Source organism: Roseovarius sp. EL26, from assembly GCF_900327775.1.
In the GTDB taxonomy this organism is placed as follows: domain Bacteria; phylum Pseudomonadota; class Alphaproteobacteria; order Rhodobacterales; family Rhodobacteraceae; genus Roseovarius.
In genome coordinates this window covers 454332-470771 of record NZ_OUMZ01000007.1, presented here as the reverse complement: position 1 = coordinate 470771, position 16440 = coordinate 454332, and the positions used below count along the sequence as shown (strand labels likewise).

Annotated in this window: 17 protein-coding genes; 13 read left to right on the top strand and 4 right to left on the bottom strand. The window is 54.1% G+C overall.

Annotation, left to right across the window (positions count from 1 at the left end; translation table 11 throughout):
• Window positions 1-11: 11 nt before the first annotated feature.
• Entirely contained in the window at window positions 12-524 is a 513-nt protein-coding gene (gene fabA / locus D9A02_RS10200) for a bifunctional 3-hydroxydecanoyl-ACP dehydratase/trans-2-decenoyl-ACP isomerase (RefSeq protein ID WP_120500872.1), read from the bottom strand.
• Between the two features lie 165 nt (window positions 525-689).
• Between fabA and irrA the strand changes: the two genes are divergently transcribed.
• From irrA to D9A02_RS10180, 4 genes are all read left to right on the top strand, one after another.
• On the top strand, window positions 690-1118 hold the full coding sequence (gene irrA, locus D9A02_RS10195; RefSeq protein WP_120500871.1) for an iron response transcriptional regulator IrrA: 429 nt from the start codon (window positions 690-692) through the stop codon (window positions 1116-1118).
• The gene (locus D9A02_RS10190; protein WP_120500870.1) at window positions 1115-1921 is read left to right on the top strand and encodes a phosphodiesterase; all 807 of its coding nucleotides are present in this window, start codon (window positions 1115-1117) and stop codon (window positions 1919-1921) included. The genes irrA and D9A02_RS10190 overlap by 4 nt, the downstream gene beginning before the upstream one ends.
• Before the next feature lie 17 nt (window positions 1922-1938).
• Window positions 1939-2931, top strand: a complete 993-nt coding sequence (locus D9A02_RS10185; protein ID WP_120500869.1) for an NADPH:quinone reductase — start codon at window positions 1939-1941, stop codon at window positions 2929-2931.
• A 120-nt stretch (window positions 2932-3051) separates the two neighbouring features.
• On the top strand, window positions 3052-3387 hold the full coding sequence (locus tag D9A02_RS10180) for a hypothetical protein (RefSeq protein ID WP_120500868.1): 336 nt from the start codon (window positions 3052-3054) through the stop codon (window positions 3385-3387).
• 55 nt (window positions 3388-3442) lie between these two features.
• Here the strand turns inward: D9A02_RS10180 and D9A02_RS10175 are convergent, their stop codons facing one another.
• Complete coding sequence (locus D9A02_RS10175; RefSeq protein WP_120502475.1) at window positions 3443-3871, bottom strand: peptidylprolyl isomerase; 429 nt, start codon at window positions 3869-3871, stop codon at window positions 3443-3445.
• Between the two features lie 221 nt (window positions 3872-4092).
• Between D9A02_RS10175 and D9A02_RS10170 the strand changes: the two genes are divergently transcribed.
• From D9A02_RS10170 to D9A02_RS10140, 7 genes are all read left to right on the top strand, one after another.
• Entirely contained in the window at window positions 4093-4779 is a 687-nt protein-coding gene (locus D9A02_RS10170) for a haloacid dehalogenase type II (RefSeq protein WP_120502474.1), read from the top strand.
• Complete coding sequence (locus tag D9A02_RS10165) at window positions 4779-5615, top strand: alpha/beta fold hydrolase (RefSeq protein ID WP_120500867.1); 837 nt, start codon at window positions 4779-4781, stop codon at window positions 5613-5615. The genes D9A02_RS10170 and D9A02_RS10165 overlap by 1 nt, the downstream gene beginning before the upstream one ends.
• Window positions 5612-6592 carry a threonine/serine dehydratase gene (locus D9A02_RS10160; protein WP_120500866.1) on the top strand — a complete coding sequence of 327 codons (981 nt, stop codon included), beginning with the start codon at window positions 5612-5614 and terminating at the stop codon, window positions 6590-6592. Before D9A02_RS10165 ends, D9A02_RS10160 begins: the two co-directional genes overlap by 4 nt.
• 3 nt (window positions 6593-6595) lie before the next feature.
• Window positions 6596-7798: an endonuclease/exonuclease/phosphatase family protein gene (locus tag D9A02_RS10155; protein WP_120500865.1), complete on the top strand. Its 1203-nt coding sequence runs from the start codon at window positions 6596-6598 to the stop codon at window positions 7796-7798.
• A gap of 18 nt (window positions 7799-7816) precedes the next feature.
• Window positions 7817-8608, top strand: a complete 792-nt coding sequence (locus D9A02_RS10150) for an alpha/beta fold hydrolase (RefSeq protein ID WP_120500864.1) — start codon at window positions 7817-7819, stop codon at window positions 8606-8608.
• 105 nt (window positions 8609-8713) lie between these two features.
• Window positions 8714-9796, top strand: a complete 1083-nt coding sequence (locus D9A02_RS10145) for a zinc-binding dehydrogenase (RefSeq protein WP_120500863.1) — start codon at window positions 8714-8716, stop codon at window positions 9794-9796.
• A gap of 103 nt (window positions 9797-9899) precedes the next feature.
• A complete protein-coding gene (locus D9A02_RS10140; RefSeq protein ID WP_120500862.1) occupies window positions 9900-11132 on the top strand; it encodes a mandelate racemase/muconate lactonizing enzyme family protein in 1233 nt (410 codons plus the stop codon).
• Window positions 11133-11184: 52 nt separating this feature from the next.
• Here D9A02_RS10140 and D9A02_RS10135 read toward each other — a convergent pair whose 3' ends face one another.
• Window positions 11185-11622, bottom strand: coding sequence for a cytochrome c family protein (locus D9A02_RS10135; protein WP_120500861.1), 438 nt, complete (start codon window positions 11620-11622; stop codon window positions 11185-11187).
• 142 nt (window positions 11623-11764) lie between these two features.
• Window positions 11765-13537: an SLC13 family permease gene (locus tag D9A02_RS10130; RefSeq protein ID WP_120502473.1), complete on the bottom strand. Its 1773-nt coding sequence runs from the start codon at window positions 13535-13537 to the stop codon at window positions 11765-11767.
• A 121-nt stretch (window positions 13538-13658) separates the two neighbouring features.
• Here D9A02_RS10130 and D9A02_RS10125 point away from each other — a divergent pair, with 121 nt between their 5' ends.
• Both D9A02_RS10125 and ctaD read left to right on the top strand, forming a co-directional pair.
• A complete protein-coding gene (locus D9A02_RS10125) occupies window positions 13659-14399 on the top strand; it encodes a YebC/PmpR family DNA-binding transcriptional regulator (protein WP_120500860.1) in 741 nt (246 codons plus the stop codon).
• Between the two features lie 272 nt (window positions 14400-14671).
• Window positions 14672-16345 carry a cytochrome c oxidase subunit I gene (gene ctaD / locus D9A02_RS10120; RefSeq protein ID WP_120500859.1) on the top strand — a complete coding sequence of 558 codons (1674 nt, stop codon included), beginning with the start codon at window positions 14672-14674 and terminating at the stop codon, window positions 16343-16345.
• Window positions 16346-16440 lie beyond the last annotated feature (95 nt).

The following is a 16440-nucleotide window of genomic DNA, read 5'->3' as shown; positions in this document are numbered from 1 at the left end:
AGTGCTTTAATTTAGCTCGCTGCCTGTGCCAGCCCGACTTTCATGTCGCGCACTTCACAGACCACTTCACCGTCGGCTTTCACGACGCCATTGGCAACACCCATTTTTAACCGGCGATCAATCACTCGGGTGAAATCAATGTGATACGTAACCAATTTGCGATCCGGGCGTACCATTCCTGACAGCTTGACCTCGCCGGCACCAAGGGCAAACCCCTGCCCCTGCCAACCACGCCAGCCCAAATTGAAGCCAGTTAACTGCCACAGACCATCCACCATCAAACATCCGGGCATCACGTTGTTGCCGGGGAAATGGCATGGAAAGAACCAAAGCTCAGGATGGATATCCAGCTCTGCGACAATATGCCCTTTGCCGTTTTCACCGCCATCGGCGCTGACCTCGGTAATCCGGTCCATCATTAACATCGGTGGTTCGGGTAATTGGGCGTTGCCGGGGCCAAACAGCTCCCCGCGTGCGCATTTCAGCAATTCATCTTTGTCGAAACTGCTTGGGTAGTCGGCCATTCAGAGCGCGCCTTTCTGTAGTCGGGTCATCATCTTACTGCTTCGTGTAGCACCCGTCAAAACCTCGTTGCAAGCCCGACGAGTCATTATCCCCTTATATATGTTATGCGATTTTCATTTGAAATTCCTGCAAAGCAAGTCCAATATCCCATGTGACTAATATGGATGAAGCCCGTGACACCCTCACAAGCAACACCTCTTGAAATAAATTGGCTGGCTGGTTCCGGCCTGCGCCCGACGCGACAGCGCGTTGCACTGGCCTCGTTGCTGATCGGCGATGGGCAGCATAGGCATGTCACCGCGGAAAGCCTGTTTGCCTCGGTGAACAATTCTGGCGAGCGAGTATCGCTGGCCACCGTCTACAACACACTACGTGCGTTTTGTGATGCGGGCCTGCTGCAAGAAGTCACGGTCGACGGATCAAAAAGCTATTTCGATACCAACACCCATGACCATCCGCACTTCTACTGGGAAGACGACAACCGCCTGTCGGATGCGCCCGCAGATCAACTTGAAATCGTGCAATTGCCCGACGCGCCAGACGGCACTGAAATTGCCAAAGTTGACGTTGTGATCCGCCTGCGCCGGAAATGAACGCAAGCACACGTATCCTCTGGCTCAGCGATCTACACTTCGAACATCAGGACAAAGTTCTGGGGCATGACCCTATTGCGCGACTAAGTGCCGTCATTGACTTCATCAACCAGCATTATACAGACGCTGCCCTGTGCCTGATCACTGGCGATATGGTCGAAACCGCAACTGCGGCCAACTATACTGCGGTGAAGTCCCTGTTGGATACACTCAAAGTGCCGTGGTATCCGATGACCGGAAATCATGATAACCGTGCTATGTTTTTTAATCATCTGCCCTTGCCGGACACGGCAATGCCCGGCTTTGCACAGTACACGATTGATGTCCCAAACCTGCGTTTAATCTGCCTCGACAGCCTGAAACCCGGATCTGCCAGTGGCGTCTTGTGCCCCGACCGCCTGAACTGGTTACAAGCAACGCTTGAAGCGCAACCCGACAGACCCAGCGCCGTGTTTCTTCATCACCCTCCCATACCACTTGGGCTACCGGTGTTGGACCCGGATGGATTGGAAAACGGTCCTGATTTGTTGGATCTGCTCAGCGACTTCCCTGCAGTGAAACAGTTCTTTTTTGGCCATGTTCATCGCCCCGTGACCGGCCAAATTAATGGCCTGCCCTACACTAGTATTCGATCAGTCCTGTATCAGGCGCCACCCCCCGCCCCTGCATGGGATTGGGATAGTTTCCGTCCAGCGACCGAGGCACCAGATCTTGGGGTGATTGATGTCACAGCTAATCGTATAAACGTGCAATTCATCTCCTTCTGCTCCGCAAGTTTTGGCGTTGATCCCTCCACCGCCTGACCCAAAAGGACCCCACAATGCGTGCCATGCTCTACTCCCGATTCGGATCAGCCAGCGACGTTCTGGAAACCGCCACCGTTGACACCCCCACCCCCGCAGCAGGTGAGGTTCTGGTCCGGCTGGCTTATTCTGGCGTGAACCCGTCTGATGCCAAAGCCCGCGCAGGTACACGCCCCGGTGTGATCAAACCTGTTTTCGACCAGATCATCCCGCATTCTGATGGCGCTGGCGTGATTGACGCTGTCGGAGCTGGCATTGCCTCCTCACGGATCGGCCAGCGTGTCTGGATCTATAATGGTCAGTGGCAACGTGCCTTTGGCACTGCCGCAGACTACATCGCGCTGCCAGCCGATCAAGCAGTACCCCTAGCCGATGACATCTCACTTGAAGTCGGCGCAACCTTGGGCATTCCTGGGCTAACGGCAGCGCAGACCGTTTTTGGCGGTGGCGACGTGACAGGCAAAACCCTATTGATTTCCGGCGGTGCCGGATCGGTTGGCCATAACGCTGTCCAACTGGCCAAATGGGGCGGTGCTACCGTGATCGCCACAGCATCGGCAGGTGCCGCCAACCGGGTGCTCGCCGCCGGGGCGGATCATGTGTTGGACTACGCCGATTCAAAATTAGCTGAAAAGGTTCTGGACTTGAGCAACGGCGGCATTGACCGCGCGATTGAAGTTGAGTTTGGTACCAATGCTGTACTGCTGGCCGAAGTGATGAAACCGCTAGGCACGATTGCGACCTATGGTTCAGGCAAATCAATGACCCCTGAATTGCCCTTTGGCCCCTATCTGTTCAAAGCGCTAAAAATCGATATTACCCTGATTTACATACTGCCTGCGTCTGAGCGGTCCACCGCCATTGCACGGCTGAATCAGGCGCTAAGCAACGGCGCATTGAACCCCGAAATCGCTACAACCTATCCGCTTGAAAGCTGCGCTGCGGCGCAGGACGCGGTAATGACACCGGGGCGTGCCGGGGCGGTGCTGTTGGATTTGCAAAGCGTTTAGAAAGAAAAGATAACTCTTCTCAAGGCGGTCATCCTGTTCCCGCATTTCCAACACAATCACGCCGCAAACCATCAATAGCGGGGGCTGACTAAAACGACTTGATTCTTATTCGGAGCCCCCATGAAACATCTTGTCTGCCTACTGGCGGTCCTCGCCCCAACAGCGACCTTTGCCGCTGACCGTACATTTGAATGCGTTCCCAATGGATCTAAGCTGCCAGAGCTGACTGCGCGCCTTGTTAAATTTGATGGGCAAGACAAAGGTCAGATCACTGTAGACGGCGCTGACATCGAGGCTGCAGTTTATGGTTCTCTAGGTGGCTTCAATTTCCTCCATATCGGCAGCGGCTACACTTATAGCTATGACGTCAATATTGAAGCAGGCACTGTTAAATATTCCGCATCCGGCAGCAAAAACGGATTCGGCAATGGCACTTGTACTGAAACTTCAGGCTGAAATCTAAAATTCAGACGGCACGTCCCAAACGGGACATGTGCCGTCTGAAACCGTATTATCCGATCGAGACCAGCTCGATTGCGAATGTAAGATCCTGACCCGCCAGCGGGTGATTGGCATCCAAAACAACCTCGTCATCGCTCAGTTCGACTACGGTCACAGCCATAGCTTGACCATCTGGTGTCTGAACCTGAAGTTGCATACCCATATCAAGCGGAATATCGGCTGGAATATCCTTACGTGGCACGGCTTGACGCGCAGCTGGCTCTACCGGGCCATATGCCTGATCCACGGGCACTTCGACGGTCTTTTTGTCCCCAACGCTCATCCCCGGTAGCGCAATGTCAAGTCCGGGAATGATCTGGCCAGATCCGACGACGAATTCCAACGGTTCGGCGCTTTCACTACTGTCGAAAACAGAGCCATCCTTCAAAGTGCCGGTGTAGTGAATACGAACGTTATCGCCCGCTTTAACTTGGGTCATGAATTTTCCAATTCTGTCATGAGATGAATGTGCAAGGCCGGACAGATGCCAGGGCGCTTGAATGATGGCAAAGACGCTATCGCGCAGATCAAAAGATTGCAAACGCTTCTTCTTGCGCGCACTTCTGCGACCATACAACAGTGCGTAATCCTTGATTGCAAAGCAGGGCTTTTCCCTTTTGAGTATCCATGACAGTTTGGCCACAGTCAAAGGATGACACGATGCCAATCACGACCTGCATCTTTGATGCTTACGGAACCCTGTTTGACGTGGCCGCAGCTGCACGCAATGTTGCGGCAGAACCGGGCTATGTCAGTTTTGCTGCACACTGGCCCAAAATTGCAGAGCATTGGCGCCAGAAACAGTTGCAATACACTTGGTTGCGAGCGGTCACGGGGCAACATACAGATTTTTGGGACGTCACCCAAAATGGACTGGATTGGGCACTTGAGGCTGAAGGCTTGCAAGACGACCACGCGTTGCGAGAGAGGTTGTTGCAATTATACTGGGAACTTGATGCTTTTGCTGAGGTTCCGGCCATGCTTAATACATTGAAGGACCGCGGGTTGAACACTGCAATCTTGTCCAATGGATCACCCGATATGCTAAATGGCGCTGTACAGTCGGCGCAGATTGGCGATGTTCTTGATGATGTCTTGTCAGTTGAAAGCGTCAGGATATTCAAGCCCGCCAGCGTGGTCTACGATTTGGTCGGGCAGCGGTTTGATTGCGCCAAACGTGAGGTACTCTTTGTCTCCTCCAACGGATGGGATGCGAGCGCTGCCGCCGGCTATGGCTTTACCACTGCTTGGGTCAACCGCGCGGGCGATCCCGTAGACCGTCTTCCTGCAAAGCCCAATCATATTCTGCCGGATCTCACCAGCATTCCAGAATTGGCGGGGGTCTGATGCCGTATTTCACCACTTCAGACGGCTTGTCACTCTATTACACCGATCAAGGCGAAGGCGCGCCGATCCTTTGTCTGGCCGGGCTGACACGGAACACTACGGATTTCACCTATTTCGCATCATACATGCCAGATAGCAGGCTGATCTGTATGGATTACCGCGGTCGAGGGAAATCCGACTATGACCCAAACTTCATGAATTATAACATCGGGCGCGAGGCGTTTGATGCGATTGAATTAATGGATCATCTGGGGCTTGATCGCTTTACCGTGCTTGGCACTTCGCGTGGCGGATTAATCGCCATGGCCCTGTCGCACAGCCATCCACAGCGATTGACCGGCGTGATCCTTAACGACATTGGTCCGGTTGTCTCACCCGAAGGGATTGAGCGGATCATGGATTATGTCGGCAAGGAACCACCCTTTGCCAACCTCAATGCCGCCGCTCACGCCTTGATGGTCGGACATGCGCAGGGATTTCCTGGCGTATCTTTGACACGTTGGCGTGAACAGGCGGAATTCATGTGGCGAGACAAACCCGGTGGTGGCGTAGGTCTGCGTTATGATCCACATCTGCGCGATGCACTGGTTGGGCAAGCTGGCACCGGTGATACCACGCCGGACCTGTGGCAACTGTTTGACGGGCTACGCAACATCCCTTTGACGATCATTCGTGGGGCAAATTCTGACCTGCTAAGCCCGGATACATTGGCAAAGATGCAAACCCGCAACCCCGACATGAAGGCCGTCACTGTCCCTGACCGGGGCCATGTGCCATTTCTAGATGAACCTGAATCCCTCGATGCGATCACCCGACTGCTGGAGCAGACACAATGACAGATATTTCCATGATCCGCGCTGCGGCCAAACGCCTGAAAGGCCATGCCCGGCACACGCCAATGCTGTCTTCGCCCTTTCTAGATGAAATCGCCGGACGACGGGTTCTGATCAAGCCAGAATGCTTGCAACATACAGGAAGCTTTAAATATCGCGGCGCGCGTTCAGCTGTCTCAGCTCTTGATGATGCGATCCGTGCCAAGGGGGTCATCGCATTCTCAAGTGGAAACCATGCGCAGGGTGTGGCGCTGGCAGCGCGGCAATATGGCGTGCCTGCCGTGATTATCATGCCAGAAGACGCCCCAAAGCAAAAGATTGACAATACCCGCGCCCTCGGGGCTGAGGTGGTGCTTTATGATCGTGCCAATGGCGAAAGCCGTGAAGCACTGGGCGAGCAATTCCAGGCCGAGCGCGGCCTGACCCTGATCCGCCCCTATGACGAGCCGCAAGTCATCGCGGGCCAAGGCACCACCGGGTTAGAGATTGCAGAGCAGGCAAAAGCCGAAGGCGTGGAGCAAGCCGATGTATTGGTCTGCTGCGGAGGTGGTGGCCTGACTTCAGGCATCGCACTTGCGCTTGAAGCCGAAGCCCCCGGCCTGCGCGCCCGCCCTTGCGAGCCGGAGGATTTTGATGATGCCACACGTTCACTCGCCGCCGGTGAACATCGCAGCAATGCACAACCTTCAGGCAGCATCTGCGATGCCATTGTCACCCCCACCCCCGGCGAGATTACCTTTCCGATCATGAAACGTCTCTGCGGTCCCGGATTGGTGGTCACCGAGGACGAATGCTTGCACACCATGGCGCTGGCCTTTCAACGCCTGAAACTGGTGATCGAACCCGGCGGCGCGGTGGCTTTGGCCGCAGCTCTTTTCCGCAAAGATCAGATTGAAGGTGATGCTGTATTGTGTACCATTTCGGGGGGTAATGTGGACACAAGTATGTTTGAACGCGCCCTCTCCCAACACGGAAGTTAACCCATGACTGATTTCACGATTGCCTCCTTCAACGTCAAAAACCTAATCGGCGCGGATAAGGAATATTACGAATTTCAGACCTACACCCCGGAAGAGTTTGCCTGGAAACAAGATTGGCTGGCCGATCAATTACTCAGCATGGATGCCGACATCGTCGGATTTCAAGAAATCTTTGAAGAAGAAGCCTTGCAGGCTGTCATTGATGAATTCAATATCCGTGCCCATGCGCACAACGATGCAACTATTCCCGATAAATCAAAACGCTATCATAAAAAGGTGATCTTCCGAAAACTGCGCATTGACCCCTATGACACTGCTGCGTTGGCCTTTGCCCCCAATACCGCAGATGAAGGCATCCCCGGCCAGCGTCGCCCCGGCGTGGCAATCCTGTCGCGGTTTGGATTTAAAGGCACGCCCGAAGTCATTCAGGATCTGGATGAACCCCTGAATATTCCGTTCCCGCCATTACGTGGCACAGAAAGCGCACAAGATGCGGGGCATTACACCCTCAAGCGTCTGTCACGCCCGATCCTTAAGGCGCGCATTCCTGTGGGCGGCCAAGTGATCACCGTGTTCAACTGCCACCTGAAATCAAAACTGGGAGAATTCATCCAGCCTCAAGGCGCTGATTTTGCCCCCGAAGAGGATCTGACGCGATATGACCCTGTGGCTCGCGCCCTTGGAAGTTTGAGAGCTGCAATGCGCCGTATGGCCGAAGCCTGGGTGCTTCGCCGTGAGATCGTACGCGAATTGACTGCTGGAAATCCGGTGATGATCATGGGGGATTTCAATGACGGCGAACATGCGGTGAGCTCGGAAATCATCACGGGGGAAACACCATTTAAGAACTATGCATGGATGCAGCGCCACAATGCCAAACAGAAATCAGACCGCTACAGCGCGGCTGAGAACACCCAAATTTCCGAGGCGGTGAACGCCATGTATCTGCATTCCGCTGAAAAGCTGTTTGTACGCAAATCACTGCGAGACATGGTTTATACTTCGGTCTTTGGTGGGGTGTTTGAATCGATCGATCAGATTTTCATGTCCCGCCATTTTCATCCCGACTTTGATGGGCGCATTGGCGAAATGACCTACTTCAACGCATTCAACGACCACTTGACTGATGGCTCTCACGCCGATGCGCCGTATAATAAGCTGGCATCGGATCACGGTCAGATTATGGCCCATATGACTCTGATTTAGTTGGAGCATAAGACGCCAATGCCAGATTTATTTGAAACACCCGATGGATCGCTGTCCTATTCCGAAACAGGCCCCAAAGACGCCCCGGCCCTGATCCTGGCGCATCCTTTGGGCTTTGATCAGCAGGTCTGGGATGGCATCCGCCCTCTTCTTCCTGAAGGGCTTCGCGTTATTGCATATGATTGCCGCGGGCATGGGGCGTCTGATTGCCCCGCCCCGCCCTATTCAATGGGAGCGCTGGTACGTGATGCCGAGGGGTTGCTTGACCATCTAGAAATCCGTGACTGCGTATTTCTAGGGTCTGGTGTAGGCGGATTGGTAGCACAGGGATTGGCTGTCAAACGGTTAGAGTTGATCCGTGCCTTGGTTTTATGTGGCACTGCGGCCAAGATAGGCCTGCCAGCGCATTGGCAGGTACGCATTGACCAAGTTGAGGAAGATGGCATCGATGCTATTGCAACAGCAGTTCTTACACGAAGCTTCTCTCGCAAATTCATGGCGTCATGCGATTTACAGCATTGGCATCAAACCCTGCTTGGGCAAAACCCGCAGGGCTATATTGGTTGTGCACAGGCAATCTCGGGCACCGACTTTTATACACCCACATCTGGTTTACGCCTGCCTACGCTGGGCATGGTAGGATCAGATGATCGCATTACGCCCCCAGATCTGATGCGTGAAACTGTTGATCTGGTCCCCGGATCGCAATTTCACCTGATCCGAGGCAGCGGACATTTACCCTATGTTGAACAACCAGCAGAGTGCGCCAATATCGTGACTGGTTTTCTAGACTCCGTCGGCCACATTTAAGCCCCAGCTTGCCCAGTTGCGACACCAACGCCGCATTCAGTCTTGCAGCGCGCAGAGAATCATTATCACCTGCAGTGATCAGCCTTGCAAAGAGTGGAAAAGCCCATGCAAACCATCAAAGCCGCCGTCTGCCACGAATTTGGTCAACCTCTTGTTGTTGAAGATGTGCGCCTGCGCGCGCCAGAAACGGGAGAGGTCCAAGTAGACCTCGAAGCTGTCGCCATCTGCCACTCTGACATTTCTTATGCAGGCGGATCCTGGGGCGGCTCCCTGCCTGCCGTTTATGGCCACGAGGCCGCCGGGCGCGTCAGCGCCATCGGCGCGGGTGTGAACGGCTTTAAGGTTGGTGATCCGGTGGTTGTCACGCTGATCCGCGCCTGCGGTCAGTGCCCCAGCTGTGGCGGAGGGCGACCAACAGGTTGTGAAACGTCACATGACGGCGATTATGGTCCGCTCTCAGCAGCGGATGGTGGCAAACTACATCAAGCCATGGCTTGCGGAGCCTTTGCCGAAAAGGTTGTGGTTGATCAAAGCCAACTCGTTAGCATACCGGAAACGTTAGCAATGGATTTGGCCAGTCTGTTGTCTTGCGGTGTGATCACCGGTGTTGGCGCGGTGGTAAATTCCGCAGGGCTGCGCCCGGGTCAGGATGTTGTGGTTATCGGGGCTGGTGGTGTTGGTCTGAATGCCATTCAGGGTGCCCGCATCGCCGGTGCCCGCCGGATCGTTGCAGTGGACATGACTGAAGACAAGCTTGAGATCGCCCGCGAATTTGGCGCAACAGATGGTGTGCTGGCCACCTCAGACAAACCATGGCGTGACGCCAAAGAAGCAATCGGGCGCGGTGCCGATGCGGTGATCGTCACCGTGGGCGCGGTTCCCGCCTATGATCAGGCTCCTCAATATCTGGCCGGTGGCGGACGTGTGATCATGGTAGGAATGCCGCATGTTGGAGGCACTTCGACCTATGAACCGGTCAATTTCGCTGCTGCTGGGCAAGGCATGATCGGGTCAAAAATGGGCGATGTGGTGATCCGCCGCGATATTCCATGGATGATCGATCTATATAGTCAAGGCCGCCTGAAACTGGATGAGTTGATTTCAAACCGTTGGTCTTTGGATCAGATCAACGAGGCGATCGAGGATACAAAATCCGGCGCTGCCAAACGCAATGTAATCATGTTCTGAGCAATCCACATGAAAATCAACGCATCATCTCTTGCCGCCTTTTATCTTATCTCTCGCAGCACCGCATGCCACGCCGTTGTTATGCATAACGGAGCCTCCTCGCATGAAACTTAAAGACCTGGACATCATCATCACCGCACCTCCAGCCCCTGGCTGGGGTGGGCGTTATTGGATCTTAGTCAAGCTAACCACTGATACAGGCATCACCGGCTGGGGAGAATGCTATGCCAGTAGCATCGGACCTGAGGCGATGAAACCCGTCATTCGCGATGTGTTTGAGCGCCATATGCTGGGCGAAAACCCCGAAAACATTGAGCTAATGTTTCGCAGGACCTTTTCATCAGGTTTCACACAGCGGCCTGATCTGACCGTCATGGGCGCGTTTTCCGGGCTTGAGATTGCCTGTTGGGATATTCTGGGCAAAGCACGAGAGCGCCCGGTCTGGGCCTTGCTTGGCGGCAAGATGAACGAACGCATCCGAGCCTACACATATCTCTACCCCCTGCCCAAACACGACATCACAGCTTTCTGGAATTCTCCGGATATGGCCGCGGAGGCTGCTGCCGATTGTGTCGCGCGTGGATTTACGGCTGTGAAATTTGACCCGGCCGGGCCTTATACCCTGCGCGGTGGCCATATGCCTGCGATGAATGATATCGCCCAATCTGTCGCCTTCTGCAAAGCCATCCGCGAGGCTGTGGGAAACAAGGCAGATCTTCTATTCGGCACCCATGGGCAGTTTACGACTGCTGGTGCAATTCGCTTGGGACAGGCGTTAGAGCCCTATTCACCACTATGGTTTGAAGAGCCCATCCCACCGGATGCCATTGAAGAAATGGCCAAAGTCGCCCGCGCGGTGCGTATCCCTGTGGCCACAGGTGAGCGGCTAACCACCAAGGCAGAGTTTGCACCTGTTTTGCGTTCAGGAGCGGCAAGTATTCTGCAACCCGCCCTTGGCCGGGCTGGCGGTATTTGGGAAATGAAAAAGGTGGCCGCCATCGCAGAGGTCTACAATGCACAGATGGCCCCTCACCTTTATGCGGGCCCGGTTGAATGGGCCGCCAATGTGCATCTTGCAGCTTCAATACCGAACATCTTGATGTGTGAAACCATCGAAACCCCATTCCATGACCAGTTGATCAAAGGCTCCATTCGGGTGGAAAATGGCCACATCACGCCACCCGAGACACCCGGGCTGGGCATTGAAGTGGATGAAGAACTTGCCCACGCAAATCCCTACACTGATGACGGGCTGCACCTGCAGATGCAGGAAGCTCCCTGCGATTATGTCAACGCCAATTTCTTTGCCGGTGGCGCACCACCAAAAGGTGAATAATCCACCTCTGCCCACATAAAGAAACCGGCCCCTATTTGGGGCCGGCTATGCCTTAGTCAGAAGTTTCTTCAGCAGCAGCATCTGAATCACTCGATGATCCTTCCGAAAAACTTGCCAGATAGGCTGCCAGATCAGGGCCTTTCTTTACCTTCTGCGGCGTCATCTTGGATTTACTTCCAATAAATTTTCCTGGGTTTGCGATGTATTCAAGCAGGTTCGCCTCATCCCAGACCAAACCGTTCGCGCCCATTTCAACAAGGCCAGTAGAGTATTTAAACCCTTCTACGGACCCCGCGGCACGCCCGATCACGCCATAAAGATTGGGTCCGGTTTTCCCGCCTTTGACAAAGTCCTCAGTATCCGACGCAATTGCATGGCAGGCACGGCAGCGTTTGAATTCCTTTTTGCCTTTGTCAGGATCGCCCTCTTGCGCAGTAGCTGGCAAGGCAAAAGCAAGGCTGGCAAGAATTGCTGGCACAATAAGTTTCATGTTGGACCTCTTTTCTCCAAAACGATGGGTTTCTGACATATCTTACAACAGATGATAGTCGCGTTTTATTCGTTCAGGACAAGTGCTACGCACAGGATGAATTGTCGCAGTGCCGCAATCACATCATAGCGCTGCCGCCATATTATAAAGGCCAGAAAACAAGGATCGCCGGGATCGATACCGCCACCACAATAATTTCCAGCGGCAGGCCCATACGCCAGTAGTCGCCAAAGCTATACCCCCCCGGCCCCAGAATCAGCGTGTTATTCTTATGCCCGATGGGTGTCAGAAACGCCGACGACGCCGCAATCGCCACCGCCATTAGGAACGGATCGGGTGACACGCCGAGTGTTTGCGCCATCTGAATTCCCACCGGGGCCGCGACAATTGTAGTGGCCGTATTGTTGAGCACATCAGACAGTGTCATCGTCACCACCATCAGCACTGTCAAAATGGCCCAGGCTGGTAGACCATCGGTCAAAGAGATCAGGCTTCCCGCAATAAGTTCGGTGCCACCAGCAGTTTGCAGTGCCGCGCCAAGGGGAATCATCGACCCCAAAAGCACCACAACCGGCCATTCAATATGATTATAAAGTTCGCTCAACGGAATGATCTTTGTCAGGACATAGCCGACCACAACCAAACCCAAGGCAATTGGCAAATAAACGATGCCCACACTGGCGGCCAGAACAGCCACAGCAAACATGCCGATGGCCAGCCAGGTCTTGCTATCGTCAGTCACAGCCAAGCCGCGATCAGCTAGCGGCAAACATCCCAGCCAATCAGTAACATCCGGGCCGGTGTCTTTAGGAACAAGCAGCAACAGGATGTCACCGGCTTGAATCGGGGTGTGGCGCACCCGGCTGGTGATCTTGCGCCCTTCGCGGGAAATCCCCAACAGGACCGAACGCCGCCGCCAATGCAGGCCAATCGATTGAGTCGTCTTACCCACGATGCGCGCATGCGCAGCCACAACCACCTCGATAATGTCGACGCCGTCACCGCTGGCCGTCAGGCGCTCTTCGCGTTCTTTATCTGACAACGACAGCGATAGAGCCGCGCGAAATTCATCCAAGGCTTCGGGAGAGGCCTCTAGCACGAGAACATCACCAGCCGTGATCGTCACGTTGCGCGCGGTACCATAGCGGCGCTTGCCGTCGCGGATGATGCCCAGCACAGCCACATCTGCTTTTTGCGCCACCTCGTCCAGTTCAGCCAGACGTTTCCCAATATGCGAGGATCCGTCTGGCACCACAAGTTCCGCAATATACCCTGCCAGTTCAGAGGCTTGCAATCCACCGTTATTGCGCTCCGGGATCAAACGCCAGCCAATCAACGCAACAAACGCCAGACCGGCCAGTGCAGCAATTCCGCCAACGGGGGCAAAGTCGAACATCGCAAAAGGTGTGCCTGTGGCCTCGCCCCGGATTGCTGCAATGATGATATTGGGCGGCGTTCCGATCAGTGTGGCCATGCCTCCCAGAATGGTGGCGAAAGACAGCGGCATAAGGCTGATGCCCGGCGCGCGCCCCGCCTTGCGGGCGGTTTGCACGTCCACCGGCATCAGCAGTGCCAACGCTGCAACATTGTTCATAAACGCCGATAGAACCGCGCCAATACCACCCATCAATGCAATATGACCACCCAAAGCCCGACTGCTGTCCACCAAGGTACGGGTAATTAAGAAAACAGCGCCAGATCGAACCAGACCGGCAGAGACCACCAAGACCAATGCGACAACAAGCGTAGCCGGATGACCAAAGCCTGAAAATGCATCTTTTTCAGGAACGACCCCCAGAACCACCCCAATAAGCAGGGCTGAAAAGGCCACCAGATCATAACGGTAACGCCCCCACAGCAGCATCGCGAATACAGCGCCAAACAGGCAAAACAAGATAATCTGGTCAGTCGTCACGCGGGTCCCTCCTTGGTTGAATTGAGCCAAACCCATCAGCCAACCAAATGCAACCGGGTTGCACGTCTTGCCACGCCTGTCCTATAGAGACAGAAATTCAAAATTCAGTCGGAGGCGGATGATGGCCGGCCATTCAAAATGGGCAAATATTCAGCACCGTAAAGGGCGTCAGGACGCGGCGCGTTCTAAGCTTTTTTCAAAGCTGTCAAAAGAAATCACTGTCGCCGCCAAAATGGGCGACCCTGATCCGGAAAAAAACCCGCGTCTGCGGATGGCAGTCAAAGAAGCCAAGTCGCAATCCGTTCCTAAGGACGTGATCGACCGTGCGATCAAGAAATCGCAAGCGGGCGATGGCGACGATTACGAAGAAATCCGTTATGAGGGCTACGGCCCTAATGGTGTGGCTGTGATTGTTGAGGCAATGACCGACAACCGCAACCGCACTGCCAGCGTCGTGCGCTCGACCTTTAGCAAATGCGGTGGCAACCTTGGCGAGACTGGCAGCGTTGGCTTCATGTTCGACCGCACTGGTGAGGTCACCTACCCTGCTGAGGTCGGCGATTCTGATACCGTGTTTGAAGCCGCAATTGAGGCTGGTGCCGATGATGTCGAAAGTTCCGAGGATGGTCACATCATCTGGTGCACAGATACAGACCTAAATGAAGTATCCAATGCACTCGAAGAAGCACTAGGCGAATCTGAGTCGACCAAGTTGGTGTGGAAACCCACCACTACGACCGAGATGGATCTTGAAGGCATGCAAAAGCTGATGAAGCTAATCGATGCGCTGGAAGATGACGATGATGTGCAACGTGTCACTGCTAACTTTGAAGCCTCAGACGAGGTGATGGAGCAGCTTTAACTGCGCCACCGACACTAAGTATTCTAAAAAACCGGGCAGCGCTTGCCCGGTTTTTTTATATGCAGTCTCAATAGATGATTAATATTTTTTCATCTGATCGGTTTGTATTGTGGTGTTCAGGCCATTTTTCAACCCACATGCGACAAAATATTTGATCTGGGTCAAACTCTCGCATTGCCCCGAGCGCCTGCACATTCTAAAACCAAACTTGATCACGCGCGCGCAATCCTATGGAATCGTGTGCCTAACAACATACCAGCAGGAGGCATCAGATGGCAGACGCAGCCGTTCACGGCCACGAACACCATGATGAGCGCGGGTTTTTCACCCGCTGGTTCATGTCCACCAACCACAAAGACATTGGCATCCTTTACCTGTTCGTTTCAGCCCTTGTAGGGTTGGTATCGGTCATGTTCACCGTTTATATGCGGCTTGAACTGATGGAGCCCGGCGTCCAGTACATGTGTCTTGAAGGCGCGCGTTTCATCGCCGATTCCGCCGCAGAATGTTCCCCCAACGGGCATCTTTGGAACGTCATGATCACCTACCACGGTGTTTTGATGATGTTCTTTGTTGTTATTCCTGCGCTGTTTGGCGGGTTTGGCAACTATTTCATGCCGTTGCAAATCGGCGCGCCGGATATGGCCTTCCCACGGATGAACAACCTGAGCTTCTGGCTGTATGTAGCAGGTACATCGCTAGGTGTTGCGTCATTGCTGGCTCCGGGCGGCAATGGACAGTTGGGTTCAGGCGTTGGCTGGGTTCTCTATCCTCCGTTGTCCACCTCTGAGGCAGGCATCTCGATGGATCTGGCGATCTTTGCCGTGCACGTCTCTGGTGCCAGCTCGATCCTGGGTGCGATCAATATGATCACCACTTTCCTGAACATGCGTGCCCCCGGCATGACCCTGTTCAAGGTGCCGCTGTTTGCCTGGTCCATCTTTGTGACCGCATGGCTGATCCTGCTTAGCCTGCCAGTTCTCGCCGGCGCGATCACCATGTTGCTGACAGACCGGAATTTTGGCACGACCTTCTTCCAACCTTCTGGCGGTGGTGATCCAATCCTGTATCAGCACATCCTGTGGTTCTTTGGTCACCCCGAAGTGTATATCATCATCCTTCCGGGTTTTGGTATCATCAGCCACGTGATCGCAACGTTTTCTCGTAAACCTGTCTTTGGTTATCTGCCAATGGTATGGGCCTTGATCGCCATTGGCGTTCTTGGCTTTGTTGTCTGGGCGCACCATATGTACACGGTTGGCATGTCGCTTTCTCAACAAAGTTACTTCATGCTGGCCACGATGGTCATTGCGGTGCCCACAGGCGTGAAGGTATTCAGCTGGATCGCGACCATGTGGGGCGGCTCGATCGAGTTCAAAACCCCCATGCTGTGGGCCTTTGGCTTCCTCTTCCTCTTTACTGTGGGCGGGGTCACGGGCATCGTATTGTCACAAGCTGCAATCGACCGCGCCTATCACGACACCTACTATGTGGTAGCACACTTCCACTATGTGATGTCACTTGGGGCCATCTTCGCCATCTTTGCAGGGATTTACTTCTACCTACCAAAGATGTCCGGTCGTATGTATCCTGAATGGGCAGGTAAGCTGCACTTTTGGGTGATGTTCATCGGTGCAAACCTGACCTTCTTCCCGCAGCACTTCTTGGGTCGTCAGGGCATGCCACGCCGTTACATCGACTATCCAGAAGCCTTTGCGCAGTGGAACTACTGGTCGTCCATCGGTGCGTTCATTTCCTTTGCCAGTTTCGTGTTCTTCTTTGGTGTCATCCTTTACACCCTGACACGCGGTGCACGGGTCACTGAAAATAACCCATGGAACGAGTATGCTGACACATTAGAGTGGACCCTACCGTCACCTCCACCAGAGCATACGTTCGAAATCCTGCCGAAACAGGAAGACTGGGACAAAGGCCACGCGCATTAATATCCAGTGTTTTAGACAAAGAAAGAGGCCCCGGAATTCCGGGGCCTCTTTCTTTTGGGGAAATAGTTATTCCGGTCACAAATATAGTCGTGGTC

What these genes read in the sequence shown, in the direction of transcription:
- fabA (WP_120500872.1), bottom strand. Translation starts at nt 524, where the DNA reads ATGGCCGACTACCCAAGCAGTTTCGACAAAGATGAATTGCTGAAATGC.
- irrA (WP_120500871.1), top strand. Translation starts at nt 690, where the DNA reads ATGAAGCCCGTGACACCCTCACAAGCAACACCTCTTGAAATAAATTGG.
- D9A02_RS10190 (WP_120500870.1), top strand. Translation starts at nt 1,115, where the DNA reads ATGAACGCAAGCACACGTATCCTCTGGCTCAGCGATCTACACTTCGAA.
- D9A02_RS10185 (WP_120500869.1), top strand. Translation starts at nt 1,939, where the DNA reads ATGCGTGCCATGCTCTACTCCCGATTCGGATCAGCCAGCGACGTTCTG.
- D9A02_RS10180 (WP_120500868.1), top strand. Translation starts at nt 3,052, where the DNA reads ATGAAACATCTTGTCTGCCTACTGGCGGTCCTCGCCCCAACAGCGACC.
- D9A02_RS10175 (WP_120502475.1), bottom strand. Translation starts at nt 3,871, where the DNA reads ATGACCCAAGTTAAAGCGGGCGATAACGTTCGTATTCACTACACCGGC.
- D9A02_RS10170 (WP_120502474.1), top strand. Translation starts at nt 4,093, where the DNA reads ATGCCAATCACGACCTGCATCTTTGATGCTTACGGAACCCTGTTTGAC.
- D9A02_RS10165 (WP_120500867.1), top strand. Translation starts at nt 4,779, where the DNA reads ATGCCGTATTTCACCACTTCAGACGGCTTGTCACTCTATTACACCGAT.
- D9A02_RS10160 (WP_120500866.1), top strand. Translation starts at nt 5,612, where the DNA reads ATGACAGATATTTCCATGATCCGCGCTGCGGCCAAACGCCTGAAAGGC.
- D9A02_RS10155 (WP_120500865.1), top strand. Translation starts at nt 6,596, where the DNA reads ATGACTGATTTCACGATTGCCTCCTTCAACGTCAAAAACCTAATCGGC.
- D9A02_RS10150 (WP_120500864.1), top strand. Translation starts at nt 7,817, where the DNA reads ATGCCAGATTTATTTGAAACACCCGATGGATCGCTGTCCTATTCCGAA.
- D9A02_RS10145 (WP_120500863.1), top strand. Translation starts at nt 8,714, where the DNA reads ATGCAAACCATCAAAGCCGCCGTCTGCCACGAATTTGGTCAACCTCTT.
- D9A02_RS10140 (WP_120500862.1), top strand. Translation starts at nt 9,900, where the DNA reads ATGAAACTTAAAGACCTGGACATCATCATCACCGCACCTCCAGCCCCT.
- D9A02_RS10135 (WP_120500861.1), bottom strand. Translation starts at nt 11,622, where the DNA reads ATGAAACTTATTGTGCCAGCAATTCTTGCCAGCCTTGCTTTTGCCTTG.
- D9A02_RS10125 (WP_120500860.1), top strand. Translation starts at nt 13,659, where the DNA reads ATGGCCGGCCATTCAAAATGGGCAAATATTCAGCACCGTAAAGGGCGT.
- ctaD (WP_120500859.1), top strand. Translation starts at nt 14,672, where the DNA reads ATGGCAGACGCAGCCGTTCACGGCCACGAACACCATGATGAGCGCGGG.